The sequence below is a fragment of the Nitrospira calida genome (assembly GCF_976986435.1).
This window is the reverse complement of record NZ_OZ335950.1, coordinates 62,775-79,776: the sequence shown is the minus strand read 5'-3', so window position 1 is coordinate 79,776 and position 17,002 is coordinate 62,775. Positions and strand designations below refer to the sequence as shown.

Sequence of the window (17,002 nt, the reverse complement as noted above, 5' to 3'; positions counted from 1 at the left end):
ACCCATTGCGCGGACCACTACGCCCGGCGACTTGGCTCCCCGACCGAACAGCGCCTTCATGGACACCTGCCAACTCGTTCGGAAGGAGACCAAGATGGAGGTCGTTCATCTCAACCAGAGACAACTGGCCACCCGCTGGGGTGTCAGCGAGGCGACTCTGGAGCGCTGGCGCAGCGAGGGGATCGGGCCCAAGTTCCTGAAGCTCTGCGGCCGGGTGCTCTACCGCCAGGTCGACATCGAAGCCTACGAGGCATCGTGTCTGGCGACCTCGACCAAGAGCCGCGGCACGAGGGCGAACGAGTAGAGTGAAGCGTGTTGCGTTTTGTCGGTAGTTGCCAATAGGTGAAGGCGTTTCGGAACAGGTCAGGCACGGAATGGATTACAGGGCTTGACAAGCGTTTGCGATATTGCAAATATCGCAAACATGACAAAACAATCTTCGACTCTACCCGCCACGCTTCGCGCCATCCGCGCCAAGCTCGATCTCACCCAGGAGCAGCTCGCCGAGCGGCTCGGGGTCTCGTTCGCCACGGTCAACCGCTGGGAAGGCGGTGACACCAAGCCCCAACGCGCGGCGCAGGAGGCCATCATGGCGCTCGCCCGCGAGGCCGGGGTGGAAGAAGCCGCCGAGGATGCCCCGGAAGCCGCCGTCCAAGTCTCCCGCCGTCGCGGCCGTCGCGCAACAGCCGCGACGCCCACCACCAAGCCCATGGAGCAGATGCTGTGGGACGCGGCTTGCTCCATCCGGGGCGAGAAGGACGCGGCGAAGTTCAAGGACTACCTGCTGCCGCTGCTGTTCCTCAAGCGGCTGTCGGACGTGTTCGACGACGAGATCGAGCGCCTCGCCGAGGAGTACGGCGATCGCGCCACTGCCCTCGAGATCGCCGAGTCCGATCACTCGCTGCTGCGGTTCTATCTGCCGCCCGAAGCCCGTTGGGCGGTGATCAGCGGGCGCGAGCCCTATGACTGGCCGCTCGACGACAAGAAGCGCAGCACCGCGCCGAAGGACATCGGCGAGCACCTGACCAAGGCCGTGCGCGCGGTGGTCAAGCAGAACCCCTCGCTCTCGGGCGTCATCGACGTGGTGGATTTCGCCGCCGAACGGAACGGCGAGCGCGACATCAACCCGGCCAAGCTGCGCGGCGTGGTGGAGACCTTCTCCGACCCGCGCTATCGGCTGGGGCTAGCCGACGTGCAGCCGGATTTCCTCGGACGGGCCTACGAGTACCTGCTGCGCAAGTTCGCCGAAGGCTCGGGCCAAAGCGCGGGCGAGTTCTTCACGCCGACCGAGGTCGGCTTCCTGATGGCCCATATCATGCGGCCGAGGCCGGGCGAGACCTGTCACGACTATGCCTGCGGCTCGGCAGGCCTGCTGATCAAGCTGCAGCTCGTCGCCCGTGAACTCGACCCGACCAGCAAGGTGCCGCTCAAGCTCTCCGGCCAGGAGCTCCAGGCCGAGAGCTACGCCGTGGCGCAGATGAACGCGATCATCCACGACATGGAGGTGGAGCTGGCGCGTGGCGACACGATGATCAATCCCAAATTCCGCAACGCGGACGGGACCATCAAGCAGCACGACATCGTCGTCGCCAATCCCATGTGGAACCAGCCGTTTGCCACGGACATCTTCGCCAACGATCCGTTCGACCGCTTCCGCACGGCCGGCGGCATCACTACCGGCAGGGGCGACTGGGCTTGGCTGCAGCATACCCTGGCGTGCATGGACGACGACGGCCGCGCCGCCGTGGTGCTCGACACAGGTGCCGTCACGCGCGGCTCCGGCTCGAAGAACGAGGACAAGGAACGCAACATCCGCAAGTGGTTCGTCGACCGCGACCTGATCGACGGCGTGATCCTGCTGCCGGAGAACCTCTTCTACAACACCACCGCCGCCGGCGTCATCGTCGTGCTCTCCAAGCGCAAGCCCGCCGCGCGCAAGGGCAAGATCGTCCTGCTCAACGCCAGCCGCCGCTTCAAGAAGGGCCGGCCCAAGAACTACCTGCCAGAGGAGGACATCCGGCCGCTGGCGGCGATGTACCTCAAGGGCGAGCCGGTCGAGGGCGAGGTGGCGGTGATCACCACCGAGCAGGCGCGGGAGGCGGACTACAACTTGAGTCCGAGTCGGTGGGTAAACGGCTCCTCTGGTGCTGAATCGGCGGATCTCGGCGCGCTACTACGCCGATTCGAAGCTTTACTGGATGCCGAGAAAAAACTCGAGGGCGATCTGGCTGGTGCCCTTGCGCAACTGGGCAAGCTGGCATGAACGGCACGGAAACTGGAAGCGCGACTCTAGCCGAGCTATGCGACCTGATATCTGAGCAGGTCCATCCGGCAGACGTGCCTGAGGCACTTTACGTCGGTCTGGAACATGTCACTCCTGGACGGCTACGCCGCTCGGGAGGCGGTATCGCGGCCGATGTCCAGAGCCACAAGTACGCGTTTCGCCGGAACGACATCCTTTACGGAAAGCTGCGACCGTATCTCGACAAGGCCATCTTGGCGGATACGGATGGGGTCTGCACGACTGAGCTGCTGGTCCTGCGAGCCAAGCCCGGAGTCGATCCCAGATTCCTCGCGTGCCTCGTGCATGATCCCGACTTTGTCGAGCATGCACTTACGGGGGTCACTGGGGCCCACCACCCACGTACGTCTTGGGCTCACATTGCTCAGTTTGAACGTCCACGATTCTCGTTCGAGGAGCAGCGAACCATCGCGGGCTTGCTGTGGCGTACTCAAGACCTCCTGCGTGTCTGTGAGGATACGATTGAAGCAGCTCAGAAGCTCAAGCTCGTTGCCATGCGCGAACTGTTCACGCGCGGCCTGCGGGGCGAGCCCCAAAGGGAGACAGAGTTCGGCCCTGTCCCTGACTCTTGGGTGTCATCTCCCTTGGACGAGTGTGCCGAGGTGCAAACGGGGGCAGCGAAAGGCAGGAGGTTCTCGGACGGGGAGACAGTCGAAGTACCGTACCTGCGCGTTGCGAATGTCCAGGACGGGCACCTTGACTTGAGCGAAATGAAGAAGATCAAGATCCGCCGTTCTGAAATCGATCGTTACCGGCTCAAACCAGGTGATGTGGTCCTCACGGAAGGCGGCGATTTTGACAAACTCGGTCGTGGTTTCATTTGGCGCGGCGAATTGGACTTGTGTGTCCATCAGAACCACGTCTTCGCAGTGCGCACGGACAGAGGGAGGCTGCTACCCGACTTCTTCGCCTATTTGGCGCAAAGTGCCTACGGTAAAGCCTATTTCCTGAAGGTTGCGCACAAAACGACCAACCTTGCCTGCATCAATAGCACGAAGCTGAAGGCGTTTCCTGCCGTGTTCCCCCCGACCTTAGACGAGCAACGCGAGATCGTCGCCGTTCTGGATGCCATCGACCGCAAGATCGATTTGCACCGCAAGAAGCGGGCGGTACTGGAAGAACTGTTCAAGGCTCTGCTGCACAAGCTGATGACGGGCGAGATCCGGGTCGATGAACTGGACCTGTCGGTGCTGGACCGCGTCGAGTCCGAAGCCGAGGAGGTCGTGGCATGAGTACCCTCAAGATCAGCGAGGCCGGCAGCGTGCAGTTCCCCATGGTCAAGCACGCCGAGGAGATCGGCTGGGAGCCGCTCACGCCCTTCGAAGCATTGACGCGGCGCGGCGACGAATCCTCCAACCTGTTCCGCGGCGTGCTGGAGCGGAAGATCCTCGAATTCAACCCATGGCTTTCGGCGGATGCGGCGCGCTCGATCGTCGAGACATTGGATGCCCTGCCAGCCACCATCGACGGCAACCGCGAGTTGCTGGCGTGGCTGCGCGGCGAGCGGCAGTGGTACGACGATACCGAGAAACGCCATCGCCGCGTCCAGCTCATCGACTTCGAGCACGTCGAGACGAACGCCTTTCATGTCACCTGGGAGTGGAAGATCAAGCCGCCGGCTCGCAAGGGCAACCGCGCGGACGTGATGTTCGTCATCAATGGCGTGCCCGTGTGCATCGTCGAGCACAAGAACCCGAAAGACGGTGATGCGATCGAGCGGGGAATCAAGCAACTGCGCCGCTACGAGCTGGAGACGCCGGAGCTGCTGGCGGCACCGCAGCTTTTCAACGTGACCCACCTGCTCGATTACTGGTACGGCGTGACCTGGAACGTGAACCGGCGCGACATGGCGCGCTGGAAGCAGATGCCGGAGGAGAGCTACCGCTTCGCCGTGCAGTCGTTCTTCGAGCGCACCGACTTCCTGCGCACGCTGGAGCACTGGATCCTGTTCTATGTCCAGGATGGCGAGACGCGGAAATCCGTCCTGCGCCAGCATCAGCGGCGCGCCATCGATGCCATCCTCGACCGCTGCCTGGACCCCGCCAAGACCCGAGGGCTGATCTGGCACACCCAGGGCTCGGGAAAGACCTTCACGCTGCTGACGGCAGCGCGGCAGATCCTGGAGGACAAGGCCCGCTTCTCCAACGCGACGGTCATCCTGGTGGTGGACCGGACCGAGCTGGAGGGTCAGCTCAAGGGCTGGGTCGAGCGCCTGCTCGGCGAGATGCAGCAGCAGGACATCGCAGTCCGGCGGGCCAACAACAAGGCCGAACTCCAGGCGTTGCTGGACGCCGACTTCCGGGGCCTGATCATCTCGATGATCCACAAGTTCGAAGCGATCCGGAAGGACAGCTGTCTGCGTGACAACGTCTACGTCTTCATCGACGAGGCGCATCGCTCGGTGGCCAAGGACCTGGGCACCTACCTGATGGCGGCCGTGCCGAAGGCCACCATCATCGGCTTCACCGGCACACCGATCGCCCGCACCTCCCAGGGTGAGGGTACATTCAAGATTTTCGGCGCCCAGGACGAACTGGGCTACCTCGACAAGTACTCGATCGCCGAGTCCATCGCCGACGAGACCACCCTGCCCATCAAGCACGTGATGGCACCCTCCACGATGACGGTGCCCGCAGATCGACTCGACAAGGAGTTCTTCGCCCTGGCTGACAGCGAAGGCGTCACCGATGTCGAGGAGCTCAACAAGGTGCTGGACCGCGCGGTGGGACTGCGCACCTTCCTGACGGCCGACGACCGCATTGAGAAGGTGGCCGCCTTCGTTGCGGAGCACTTCAAGGAGAGCGTCCTGCCCCTGGGCTACAAGGCCTTCCTCGTCGCGGTCAACCGCGAGGCCTGCGCCAAGTACAAGAAGGCGCTGGACAAGCTGCTGCCGCCAGAGTGGTCGGTGCCCGTCTACACCGAGAACGCGGCCGACGCCATCGACCGGCCCCTGGTGGCGGAGCTCCAGCTCTCCCCCGAGCGGGAAGAGGACGTGCGACTGCTGTTCAAGAAGCCCGCGGAGGATCCCAAGATCCTCATCGTCACCGACAAGCTGCTCACCGGCTACGACGCGCCGCTGCTCTACTGCCTGTACCTCGACAAGCCGATGCGCGACCACGTGCTGCTGCAGTCGATTGCCCGCGTGAACCGCCCCTACGTCGATGCCAATGGCGTGCAGAAGCGGGTCGGCCTGGTGGTGGACTTCGTCGGCGTGCTGCGCGAGCTCAAGAAGGCCCTGCAGTTCGATTCCAGCGACGTGAGCGGGGTGATCGAGGACCTCGACGTCCTGCTCCAGGACTTCCAACAGAAGATCGCCCAGGCCGAGACGGATTACCTCGACGCCGGCGAGGGCGGCAGCGCCGACGAGCGTCTGGAACGGCTCGCCTATGGCCGCTTCCTCGCGCCCGAGGCCCGGAAGGCCTTCTTCGAGGCGTACAAGGAGATCGAGGCGCTGTGGGAGATCCTCTCCCCATCGCCCGAACTGCGCGACCACATCGCGACCTACAAACACCTGAGCCAGCTCTACGCGGCAGTCCGCAACGCCTACGCCGACAAAGTGGGCTTCGTGGCCGACCTCGCCTACAAGACCCGGCGGCTGATCGAAGGCAGCGCGACACAGGAGGGGTTGGGGCGGCTGACCAAGAGCGTTACCTTCGACGTCAAGACGCTGGAATCGTTGCGTGGCGAGAAGGGATCCGACGAAGGCAAAGTGTTCAACCTCGTACGCGGTCTACAACAGGAGATCGACGAGGACCCCGCGACCGCTCCGGTGCTGCAGCCGTTGAAGGATCGTGCGGAACGCATCTTGAAGGACCTCGAGGAGCGCAAGACCACCGGCCTGGCCGCGATGGACCTGCTGGCCCAACTCGCGGCCGAGAAAGAGGCGGCGCTCAAGACGGCCCGTGAGAGCGGCCTGGCGGCACGCGCCTTTGCGATCTATTGGACGTTGCGCGGCGATGCCGCGTTGCAAGGGGCCGGCATCAATGCCATGGAAATCGCTAGGGAGGCCGAGGCTTTGCTCGGACGCTTCCCGAACGCGGCAGTCAATCCCGACGAGCAACGTCGCTTTCGTGCCGCACTCTACAAACCGCTCCTCGAGCTGTCCCAGGACGAGCGCGCCCGGGTCGTCGACCTGGTGGTCAAGTTGCTGCTGGCGGAGGGTGACTGATGAAGGCCGGCGGTGAAGCGTGTCGGGACTCGGGGACGAGAAGGCGCGCAGAGCCCCGAAAGGGTTCGCTATATCCGGCCCAGGAGCTCAAGCGCCGTGCCCTGGCCTGGGCGGTGACGCTGCGGGTGAATCCCAAGGTGATCCGGGTGCAGGAGATGCATAGAAAGTGGGGCTCCTGCTCTTCGGCGGGGACCGTCACTCTCGCATCGGATCTCGTCGACAAGGATGAGCGCTTCCAGGATTACGTCATCGTGCACGAGCTCCTGCATTTGCGCTTCTCGACCCATGGGAGGATGTTCAAGGCGCTGATGAGCGCGCATGTTCCCGGCTGGCGTCGCTGGGAAGTGGTGCGGCGCGGCAACACCGACTGAAAGGGAATCGACACGTGGACCCGAAACACCTCTTCGTGGATGAGCGCCTGAAAGGAAGCTGCGTCTATTGTGGTGGCCCTCCCGAAACCGTCGACCACGTGCCATCGCGAGTATTCCTGGACGATCCGCTTCCCGAAAACCTACCGGTCGTCGAAGCCTGTAGGGAGTGCAACGGGGGCTTCTCGTTGGACGAGGAATATCTGGCGTGCCTGCTGGAGTGCGTCATGACCGGAACGACCGATATCGGGGGGCACGCGAGGGAAAAGGTCAGGCGATCGCTGGCGAGGAATCGTCGGCTCACGGCTCAATTGGAGGCGTGTCGCAGGGATGACGACACCGGCCGTCCCTGGTGGCAGCCCGATGAAGCGCGAGTACGCAATGTCGTCATCAAGTTGGCGAAGGGGCACGCCGCCTACGAATTGAGCGAGTCCTGGCACGACGAACCCGATGCTTACTCGGTTCGTGCAATTCCTGCGATGCCGGAGGCGGAGAGGCAGGAGTTCGAAGGCATAGGGGGAGAAGCCCGGTGGTTATGGCCAGAGCTGGGAAGCCGCGCTTTCCTGCGTGCCTTGGGAAAGTTCGTTCCTCCAGTCCAAGTTGGCGCGTGGCTGATCGTACAGCCTGGTCGTTATAGGTATGCGGTCGACTGGCAGACCGGAATCGATGTCCGCATGGTGATCGGTGAGTATCTCGCCTGTAGGGTCGTGTGGAACCGATAGGCAGGCACGCGTGGGAGGGGGCGTGGAAGAAACCAAGGTAGACAGGGTCGTCAGAGACTTGGTCGCGGACCATGATCGACTGGATGGTTTTCTATCCAAGGCCCATGTGGAGAGGTTGCTCGAGAAACGACAGCTGACCGTCGAGGAAGGCGCAGAGGTTTATCGGCAGCTTGATGCGCTCGGCATCAGTGTCGAGGATGAATCCGAGAACCCGGATGAGACCGAAGGCCCAAGCGTCGATGAGGTCGACTCTGTCGACGCCGGCGTCGATGGTTCGTTTGAACGCCTCGACGTCAGGCTGCGCAGTCTGAGCTCCAGGCTTCTGACCGCCGAGGAAGAAGTCGAACTGGGGCGGCGGATGGAGCTCGGTCGCCGCGCCCTACGTGAGCTTGAAGAAGGCGTTCCCCCATCGGAGGAGCACGACAGGATAATCGAACGAGGTAGGAATGCGAAGGAGACGATGATCATGGCGAATCTCCGTCTCGTGCTCCACATCGCGAAGCCGTATGTCGGACTTTCCGATCTCAGCCTGGATGATCTCTTCCAAGAGGGAGTGATGGGACTGATGCGCGCGGCGGACAAGTACGATCATACGCTCGGGTACAAGTTTTCCACCTATGCGACATGGTGGATCAGGCAGTCGATCACGAGGTCTCTCGCCGATCGCGGAGCGACGATACGTCTTCCGGTACACGTGTATGACGACGTGCTCAGGCTGAAACGCGCACACAAACTCTTGGGACAAGCACATCCAGAACGACGGACGAGCATGGCCGAGCTCGCCGACGAACTCGCTTGGGCGATCGACAAAGTCCATTTCATACAACAGATCGCTGCCTTCGTTCCTGCGTCGTTGGACGAGAGGATCAACGGGCATGACGATCTCACGCTGATGGACACGCTGGTTTCCGGGCTCCCGTCGCCGGAGGAGCATCTGGATCATGCCGATCTGGCGAGGTGCATCGACGGCGCCCTGAGTGGTCTGAAAGAGCGAGAGAGCAAAGTGTTACGCCTCCGATTCGGTTTGAGTGATTCCGGTCACGGGGCGACGCTGGAAGAAATTGGGCAGATGTTCGGTCTGACCCGCGAGCGGATTCGGCAGATCGAAGCCAAAGCCCTCGGTCGACTAAGGCATCCAAGTCGAGGAGATGTGCTTCGCGATTTTCTGGACTCGTGAGGAGTGCAGGGAGTGTGGCGAGGGCAGAGCTTCATAGAGGAGAACGAGAATGAACGCAGAAACGGCTCGAGAGAAATTCGTCGATTGGTTGGCAAGGCGCATGACCCTGGCCGGCAGGGGCGACTGCGACGACGTGTTAACGGTCGAGCCGTCAGGCAAGTATTGGTTGGGGAGATTGCAATCCGCCGAGGCCGTGGCCGAAAGCGACTGGGGTGATCGGGGGGAACGGCTAGAACCCTGCGCATTCGGGATCAAGGTCAAACCCAGAGGGGCGGGACCGTGGCGCTTCCGTGTCGTCACGAGTTTTCGGGTTTGGCTGTGGGACAAGTCGGCGAAGATATGGAAGAAGACCGGGCCCGTCCGCGTTGGATTCGCGATCGAAGTGCCGGTACGGATAGGGATACATCGATATGGAGAGGAGGAGATCGCGAGCGCCCTGGCCAGCGTGACTGGGCGCGACGGACTCGCCGCGCGGATCGATGTCGAAGTCGACACCGGACAGTCCGGTGATCATGAGCTGAGCGTGTCTCTGGTCAATTGCTCCCCCAAGGAACATCCGGACTTCAAAGACACACGGCTCTACCAGTGCGAGTTGCGAGTCGAGGATCTCGATACGCTCCCTTTCATGCTCGAAGCACTGGAGGATTCGTTCAGATACGACAGGTGTATCGAGGCGTACGGCATCAACTGCGGCGTACGTACCGAGTCTGGAGCCATCGTCACGGAAGATGCGGTCACGGTCGACCGCCGTAGACCTCGGTACTGGAGCGTGGACGATCCGATGCCAACCATGCGATTCATGGATTTGGCGGCCGATCCGATCGGGCCGGCGGAAGCTCTACTTTCGGCGCTGAGGAGTTGGGGAGGCGCCAACTGGGCGGCCGATGTACTGGAACATCGGGCGGACGCAGAGAGATGGTCGACCGAGATGCAGCAACAAGCGACCAGGGCCGCCGAGGAATTCGAGCGAGAGTGTGAGCGACTCGCGAAAGGCATTGAGCTATTGAAGTCCGACGAAGCTTTGTTTCGCGCGTTCACCGGAATGAATCGCGCAATGTCATTCAGTGCCCGGGGCAAGTATGACTCCTGGCGTCCGTTCCAGTCGGGGTTCTTGCTCGCGAACCTTTCGTCGGTCGTGGACAAGGAGCATGAGCCGGATGTCGTCGACGTCGTCTGGTTTGCGACGGGCGGAGGCAAGACGGAGACGTACCTCGGCCTTTTGGTGACGGCTGCGTTGTACGACAGAATGACCGGGAAAGTTTCGGGGATCACTGCGTGGAGTCGTTTCCCTTTGAGGATGCTGTCCCTACAGCAGACCCAGCGTTTCGCCGACGCAATCGCCTCGGCAGAGATGGTACGCCGCGAGATGGGTTTGGCAGGAGATGGTTTCTCACTTGGGTTCTTCGTTGGGCAGGGTGCAACCCCCAATCGCATCCTCGAGAACCCCAAGCCGGGCGAACCGGATCCCGACGACGACCAGATGCCGCGCCGATACCAGGTACTGGAGTACTGCCCCTTCTGTCACGAGCGTTCGATAACGATGGACTTCGACAGGCGCACATGGAGGCTCCAACACCGATGCGGAAACACGGCCTGTGTAGCGAATGGTGACGCTCTGCCGATATACGTGGTCGACGAGGAGATCTACAGATTTCTACCTACGGTGGTCGTCGGCACCCTGGACAAGGCGGCATCGATCTCCCTTCAGGCGTCCATGCGCGGCATGGTCGGTGCTCCCTTGGGCGTGTGCTCCAAAGAAGGGCATGGATACACCTATGCCCCGAGGAGTTCACGTCCTTCGGGATGCCTCGTTCCCGGTTGTCGGGGGACTCGCCAGGCGCTACCCATGGAGGAGGATAAGTATGGACCGTCCTTCCGACTCCAGGACGAACTGCACCTCCTGCGGGACAGTCTCGGGGCTGTCGACTCACACTACGAGGCTTTGTACGACGCGCTGCAGGACGAACTTTGCGGCAGGAAGCCAAAGGTACTTGCATCCTCCGCGACACTTACGGGTTACGAAAAGCAGGTAGACGTTCTGTATCGGCGTGCGGCGCGTGTTTTCCCCGTTCCTCCACCGCGTGTCGGCGGAGGCTTCTGGACCGCGGATTCGGAAAGCTTGATGCGCCGGTTCGTGGCGATAGCGCCGCGGGGGGTGACCATCGAGTACACGGTCGATCGATTGCTGACCGAGTTGCAGATCGCTGTGCGGGATCTGGCGCGAGATCCCGTATCCACGTGTGCCGATATCGGGATCGATCCGCAGTTCTCGGCAGAGTTGCTCTCTCTGTATGGAACGAACGTCGTTTATGGGAATACGTTGCGTGACCTCGAGGCAGTGATGCGCTCGATGGAAACGCAGGTGCTCGTTCCTGGTGCGATCAATACTGCATCACTCACGGGAAAGACCGACTTCTCGGAAGTGCGCGAGATACTCGAAAGATTACAGAGCCCCGAGGACTCGTTCGAAGAGCGACTGCACATCGTATCAGCATCCTCGATGATGTCCCACGGCGTGGATGTCGATCGGTTGAACGTGATGGTGATGCTCGGTATCCCGCTGTCGGCAGCCGAATTCATCCAGGCCACAGCCCGGGTGGGACGCCACTTCCCGGGCCTCGTGTTCGTCGTCCACAAAATCGGCCGGGAACGTGACGCAGGGGTCTTTCGCTCCTTCAGACAATTCGTCGAGCAAGGGGACCGATTCGTCGAACCCATACCGGTTACGAGGCGCAGCCGCCGAGTCTTGGACCGAACCGTTGCCGGTTTGGAGCTGGCTCGCTTGCTGGTAATCCATGAGGGGTCTTCTGGAACTGCTCTGACGACTTTGCGCACTTTCAAGGACTATGTGTCGTCTGGGAAATTCGACGTCGACGTGGAACTCGATGCACTGATCGAAGCGCTTGGTTTGCAGAGCGAGCTCGACGAGCCGTTGAGAAAGGACCTGCGAGTATGGTTCGACGAGTTACGCCACAACATCCTCGTGCCACCCAATGACGCGCGTTTCCCTTCCGATCTGTCGCCGTCTGGTCCACCCATGCTGTCGCTGCGGGACGTCGAGAAGCAGGTTCCGGTCATCGGGACCAGGGTCTGAAGGAGGAGAAAAGTGAAAGAATCGAGAAGCGCTTCCCAGATCCTCTTCGGATTCCTTCCGGAACAGACCGTCGACCTGCGCGGCGGAGTGTGGAGAGTCAAGGACTGGCGGCATCCCAAGGTTCGCAGCGAGATCGATTCGGCATCGCTTCGGCGGGAAATCATCCGGCAGGCGACGCCGTGGAGTGCAGTGGGAATGGACGCCGGTTTCGTCGCCCATTTGCACGCGGGCGCACCCATCACAGTGTTGACGCTCGACGAGAATAACGGCGTCGAAGTGGAGCCGTTTCCGAAATCGTGGATTTGCAAATCCTGCAAGAGGGTACACGATACGCCAGATGCGACGTGTCCTTGCGGGGCAAAAGGTCAGAAGGGGCAGCTGTTCTTCGTGGGCTATCACGACAAGTGTGGAACACTCCGAGCACCGTGGATCCCCAAGTGTCCCGAGCACAGGCAGGTGCGCATCGTGTTTCCTGGGACTTCCTCCGCGACCGAAATCCGATTCGAGTGTCCGGTATGCGATCGAGAACTCCGGAAAGGGTTCGGACACGTCCCGTGCGATTGTGGTCAGGGCAATCTCGCCTTTCAGCCACATCGTGCGTCTTCTGTCTACACGCCCCGCAACGTGGTGATCGTCAATCCGCCTTCGCGGGAGCGCATACGGGCAATCGCCGAAGCGGGTGGGCCACCCAAGGCGTTGAGCTGGGTCGTGGATGGCATGAAGACCAAGACGGTCGAAGAAGTCCCAGCCAGTCGTGAAGCCCTGAGGCGGCAACTGGAGGCGCAGGGGCTGCCCCCGGAGATCATCGATAAGATGCTCGACATCGCCGGGACGGCATCTGGAGCACTGCAAAGTGAAGACATCGTGCTGCCATCGGGTCAACGAGAGGATGCAGAGGCCCAAGCAGTGACCATCGCCCTGGCGACCATGGAGTCCAGGATCCGAATCGACGATTTGGTGGCGGCGACCGATCCTTCCAGCGAGCTCGGTCTACTCTACCGCGTGCGATATGCGCATGCGCTGCGTTCGGCGGGATTGTGCGCAGTCGACCTGATCGAGCGTTTCCCCGTGCTCACGGGGCACTTCGGCTATACGCGAGGTGACCACGAGCCTGGCAAGGGGCGGCTCGTCCCATACAAGGGGCGCCATGGGCAAGGTTATAAGGTGTACGCGGACATCGCCGAGACGGAGGCTCTGTTCGTCAGGTTGGATCCGATGCGGGTCGCGAAATGGTTGGTCGATACAGGTCATCCACTCACCGAGTGGCACGACGAACGATCGGCTCGAACGGCCATCCTGGAGGCAGCACGCATCCCGTCGTCGACGGACGAGAAGGACGGGTCCGTCGGCGCTGCACTACTCGAATTGGTCCATTCCTATGCGCACCGTTTCCTGAGGATATCCGCCGTTCACGCCGGCATCGACAGAAATGCCCTTTCAGAGCTACTGCTTCCCCTGCATCTGGGGTTCTTCATCTACGCTGCCGCGCGGGGCGACTTCGTGTTGGGAGGACTTCAAGCCGTTTTCGAGACCGAACTGCACCGCCTGCTCGACGCCATCGTGTATGACGAGCATCGTTGCGCATTGGATCCGGGTTGCTCCGACGCCGGGGCGGCTTGCATGGCTTGCCTTCATGTCGGAGAGCCTTCCTGCCGCTATTTCAATCGGTATTTGAGCCGCCTGACACTTTTCGGACAAACTGGGTATCTGCGCAGCCCATGAGCCTCGGTTCATTGGCCCCAGACAATGGCGTCTTTGATCTTCCGGCTGGCAACGACATAGAGACCCACCTTCGCCCGACTCAACCCGACATAAGCAACGGCGCGAAGGTCTTCGATCGTCGCGGCATCCGATAAAGCAAGGACGACCACGTCACGTTCAAGCCCCTTGAAACGGTAAACGGTTTCGACGGGGATACCATGACCGTCCAGTGTGGTGAATAGATGCCCAGCCACGCCGGTCGATCTCAGTTCTGAGACCACCGATGTGGAATCCGTCAGGACGATCAACTGGGTTGGCTCGATCTTGTCTTCGAGGACTATGCTCTCGACCAGGCCGACGACGTAGGGTGCGAGCTGCTCTCGACGGTCCACCTCCACGAACCTCGGCTCCGGTCCATCGACAAACTTGCCATCGAGGCGATCGTCGAAAATGCTGGCCACCCTTCGAGCTATCGGACCCGTGTTCCGGCAATTCACGGTCAACTCGAGTTCGACCAGTCCTTCGGGTATCGACCATCCTCGTCGATACAAATCTTGGTGAGAGTCGGCGAATAGGTATAGAAGACCATCGCCGGCAACGAGAGATTGTGTCACCGAAAGCCATTCCATGGCGAAATCCTGAGCCTCATCGACCAGTACTGCATCGTACTGCGTGCCGTTGCGAGCGGCAGCCTCGCCCAGAATTCGAGGGGCTTCGATTTCGTACCACTCGCTCGTCGGGTCGAACGGGGTCTTCGATTTGGCGCGTCGTGCCTCACGAAGTACGAGGCTGTGAAAGGTCTCGACGTCGACCGACGAGCCAAGCAGTGTCGACGCGAGATGCTGTCGCAGTGGTGCGTTGTAGCAGAGCAGCAGTACGCGAAAACCAGATGAAGCGAGCTGACACGACTTCTCTACGGCCAGCACCGTCTTCCCCGTCCCGGCACCCCCGAGGATCATGGCGCGCTTGACGCGTCTGATCGCTTGCAGCACCACCATCTGTTCGCTCGTCAAATCGAGCAACGCTTGCCCGGCGTCTCCAATTTCGTCTCGCAGGAGGCGTCTTACTCGAATGGTAGGTGCCAAATGGTCAACGATCCGCTGGACGTCACTCTTGGACAAGGCTCGATTCTGTCCCCAATGGCGGAATATCCGTTCTATCGCCTCCATTGGCCGAGCCAGATCGACACGGTCGACGACGATTTCTCTGGGTGCATTGAGCCCGAGAAGCTGAGTGACTTCTATGTCCGGAAACACGACGGCATGCACGATCGGATACCGTGTCAGGGTGGGATCGACCGCCTTGAAGAAGTTGAGCAACGCATATTTGGAGTCTTTCGCCTGATCGAACGGGTTTTTGATGGAACGGCGGATTCCATCGCCCCCAGTCGAAAACCAAGTGCCGTCAATGGCTTCGATCCCGCCGCCCTTCACCTCCAAAACGAGGATGCCGAGGTCGGGAGCCAGCACGACGAAATCGGCTTCGCCGTCGCCCTGCTTGCCCCCACGACGTGATTGCCAGGCAACCGAATGGAAAACGACGAGATCATCAGCGGTGGACAAGCGCTCGCGCACCTTGATCTCCGATCGCGGGCTGCTCGGTGATGCCTCACGGGGGTAGAAGGTCGTCATTTGCTCGATTTGCTTGGTTTTCGTAGCGGCCGACGGAGATATCGATGATCGGTGGTGGTGGCCGTTTGCTTCCTGTGCTTCCGCGTCTCGACGATCTTGGAAACATGACACGCTGCGTCGGCGGGTGGTTCATGCGCCCAAATCCTCACCACTTCCCAGCCGAGCTCCCTAAGGCGTCGATCGGTGTCGGCGTCACGGGCGCGATTGGCCTTGATCTTCGCTCGCCAGAATTCGGCGTTTTCCTTGGGCCAAGTGGCGTGTAGAGGGCAGCCGTGCCAGAAGCACCCATCGACGAACACTGCGACGCGCGGACCCAGGAAAGCAATATCCGCGACCCGTCGCGGTTTCGAAAGTAGTGGTACTTGCAGGCGATATCGTAGACCCAATGCGTAAAGGGCCTTGCGAAGTTCTAGCTCGATGTCGGTGCCGCGCTGGCGCACACGCGCCATACGACGACTGGCCTCACGCGACGAGGGGGTTACGCGCGACATCACGTTTCCCCTTTGTGCCCGTCATCGATGGTTGAATGGCGAGATGCTGGAGGATGCTACGACCGATGACTTTTCCAAGTGTCACCGGGACGGCATTGCCGATCATGCGCCCCAAGGCCTTGAACTGGATCGGCGCACCGTCCGGGACGAAGGAGTAATCCCCCGGAAAGCCCTGCAAGATGGCACCTTCACGCAGCGAGATCGCGCGGTCCTGCTCGGGGTGACCAAAGCGACCATTGCCGAAGCCGTAATACTGCGTGGTGAGTGTGGGAGCAGGCTCGTCCCAGACCATGCGGCCGTAAACACCGGGATAGGTGCGCCCCGTATCACGCTGGTGGCACTCCGCAATCAGACTTTTGGGCCAGTCTCGCCATGTTCCACCAGGGCGCGATGCCCGGATCCGATCGAGGTTGAGTTTCGATAGTTTGGAAGCCGCGTGCAGCGGATCACGCGGCAGAGAGTCGCCTGCGGCGATCGCTGGGAGCTTGCCAATCGCTTCGCGTACCGTCACTGGGCGATTGTGAGTGTACTCGGTGAGTTCGATGGGGCCGAGTCGCGATGCGAGTAGCACCATTCGACGTCGACGTTGAGGCAAGCCATAGCCAGAGCAGTCCACGACATCGTGCCAAACTTTGTAGCCGAGCTTTTCCAAAGTGGCTACGAAATCACCATACACCTCGTGTTTCTCTACCGTCGGTACGTTTTCCATGGTGACGATGTCCGGGCGCACACCTTTGACCAATCGCGCGAACTCATACAACAGCGCCCAGCGTGGGCTACCCACCGTGTCGTAGCGTTGGGCATAAGTCGAGAACGGCTGACAGGGCGCGCAGCCGGCGAGGATGCGGATATCCGCGTCGCCGAAAAGAGCCCGCAGTTTCGCAGGTTTCGATCGAGAGACGTCTTCTTCGATGAATCTGGCGCCGTTGTTGGTTTCGAATGGATGGCGGCACGCAGGATCGACATCAATGCCGGCGACCACAGGAATCCCTTCTGAGGTCAGACCGTGAGTGAGCCCACCCGCGCCACAAAACAAATCAATGCAGGCCAAGGTCGTCATTCATGATCTCCTTTGGTCGGCCAGAACGAGCTTGGCACCGTGACGCTCCTCTCCATCATCGGCTCGACGCATCGTCGGGTTCTTCCGACGCCTTGCCGGATCGCACCCATTCGTCGACTTCATCGGCCTTGAACTTCCAGAACCTCCCTACTTTGTGGGCCGGCATGTCCTTTTTCCCGATCCACGCATAGACCGTGTCCCTGCTGACCCCGAGGTATTCGGCGATTTCCTCGACGGACAACCATCGGTCGGACATGGTGGTTCCCACAGCATAGACACCCATGATCA

13 protein-coding genes and 1 pseudogene are annotated in these 17,002 nt (G+C 61.2%); 9 read left to right on the top strand and 5 right to left on the bottom strand.

The genetic code is table 11. The features are described from left to right. The first annotated feature begins 94 nt into the window (after positions 1 to 94). The 9 genes from ACWHTU_RS00455 to ACWHTU_RS00415 all read left to right on the top strand — a co-directional run bounded on the left by ACWHTU_RS00455 (position 95) and on the right by ACWHTU_RS00415 (position 13,553). Positions 95 to 304, top strand: coding sequence for a helix-turn-helix transcriptional regulator (locus ACWHTU_RS00455; RefSeq protein WP_215870507.1), 210 nt, complete (start codon positions 95 to 97; stop codon positions 302 to 304). A 120-nt stretch (positions 305 to 424) separates the two neighbouring features. Beyond that, the gene (locus ACWHTU_RS00450) at positions 425 to 2,263 is read left to right on the top strand and encodes an N-6 DNA methylase (protein ID WP_215870508.1); all 1,839 of its coding nucleotides are present in this window, start codon (positions 425 to 427) and stop codon (positions 2,261 to 2,263) included. Between the two features lie 233 nt (positions 2,264 to 2,496). Next, a complete protein-coding gene (locus ACWHTU_RS00445; protein WP_447860968.1) occupies positions 2,497 to 3,534 on the top strand; it encodes a restriction endonuclease subunit S in 1,038 nt (345 codons plus the stop codon). Further along, a complete protein-coding gene (locus tag ACWHTU_RS00440; RefSeq protein WP_215870509.1) occupies positions 3,531 to 6,470 on the top strand; it encodes a type I restriction endonuclease subunit R in 2,940 nt (979 codons plus the stop codon). Before ACWHTU_RS00445 ends, ACWHTU_RS00440 begins: the two co-directional genes overlap by 4 nt. Continuing rightward, a complete protein-coding gene (locus tag ACWHTU_RS00435; protein ID WP_215870510.1) occupies positions 6,470 to 6,841 on the top strand; it encodes a M48 metallopeptidase family protein in 372 nt (123 codons plus the stop codon). Before ACWHTU_RS00440 ends, ACWHTU_RS00435 begins: the two co-directional genes overlap by 1 nt. 14 nt (positions 6,842 to 6,855) lie before the next feature. Then, complete coding sequence (locus tag ACWHTU_RS00430) at positions 6,856 to 7,560, top strand: hypothetical protein (RefSeq protein ID WP_215870511.1); 705 nt, start codon at positions 6,856 to 6,858, stop codon at positions 7,558 to 7,560. A 22-nt stretch (positions 7,561 to 7,582) separates the two neighbouring features. Further along, a complete protein-coding gene (locus ACWHTU_RS00425) occupies positions 7,583 to 8,737 on the top strand; it encodes a sigma-70 family RNA polymerase sigma factor (protein WP_215870512.1) in 1,155 nt (384 codons plus the stop codon). A gap of 49 nt (positions 8,738 to 8,786) precedes the next feature. Continuing rightward, positions 8,787 to 11,831, top strand: coding sequence for a helicase-related protein (locus tag ACWHTU_RS00420; RefSeq protein ID WP_215870513.1), 3,045 nt, complete (start codon positions 8,787 to 8,789; stop codon positions 11,829 to 11,831). A gap of 12 nt (positions 11,832 to 11,843) precedes the next feature. Next, positions 11,844 to 13,553, top strand: a complete 1,710-nt coding sequence (locus ACWHTU_RS00415; protein WP_215870514.1) for a hypothetical protein — start codon at positions 11,844 to 11,846, stop codon at positions 13,551 to 13,553. A gap of 8 nt (positions 13,554 to 13,561) precedes the next feature. Here the strand turns inward: ACWHTU_RS00415 and ACWHTU_RS00410 are convergent, their stop codons facing one another. From ACWHTU_RS00410 to mads1, 5 genes and pseudogenes are all read right to left on the bottom strand, one after another. Continuing rightward, positions 13,562 to 14,530 carry an AAA family ATPase gene (locus tag ACWHTU_RS00410; protein ID WP_447863284.1) on the bottom strand — a complete coding sequence of 323 codons (969 nt, stop codon included), beginning with the start codon at positions 14,528 to 14,530 and terminating at the stop codon, positions 13,562 to 13,564. A gap of 309 nt (positions 14,531 to 14,839) precedes the next feature. Next, positions 14,840 to 15,163 (bottom strand): annotated as a pseudogene (locus ACWHTU_RS00405) (nuclease-related domain-containing protein); the annotation flags it as partial. Continuing rightward, a complete protein-coding gene (locus tag ACWHTU_RS00400) occupies positions 15,160 to 15,612 on the bottom strand; it encodes a very short patch repair endonuclease (RefSeq protein WP_447860967.1) in 453 nt (150 codons plus the stop codon). The gene ACWHTU_RS00400 and the pseudogene ACWHTU_RS00405, both read right to left, overlap by 4 nt. A 13-nt stretch (positions 15,613 to 15,625) precedes the next feature. After that, complete coding sequence (locus tag ACWHTU_RS00395; RefSeq protein ID WP_215870517.1) at positions 15,626 to 16,714, bottom strand: DNA cytosine methyltransferase; 1,089 nt, start codon at positions 16,712 to 16,714, stop codon at positions 15,626 to 15,628. 55 nt (positions 16,715 to 16,769) lie between these two features. Then, complete coding sequence (gene mads1, locus ACWHTU_RS00390; protein WP_215870523.1) at positions 16,770 to 16,970, bottom strand: methylation-associated defense system helix-turn-helix domain-containing protein MAD1; 201 nt, start codon at positions 16,968 to 16,970, stop codon at positions 16,770 to 16,772. Positions 16,971 to 17,002 lie beyond the last annotated feature (32 nt).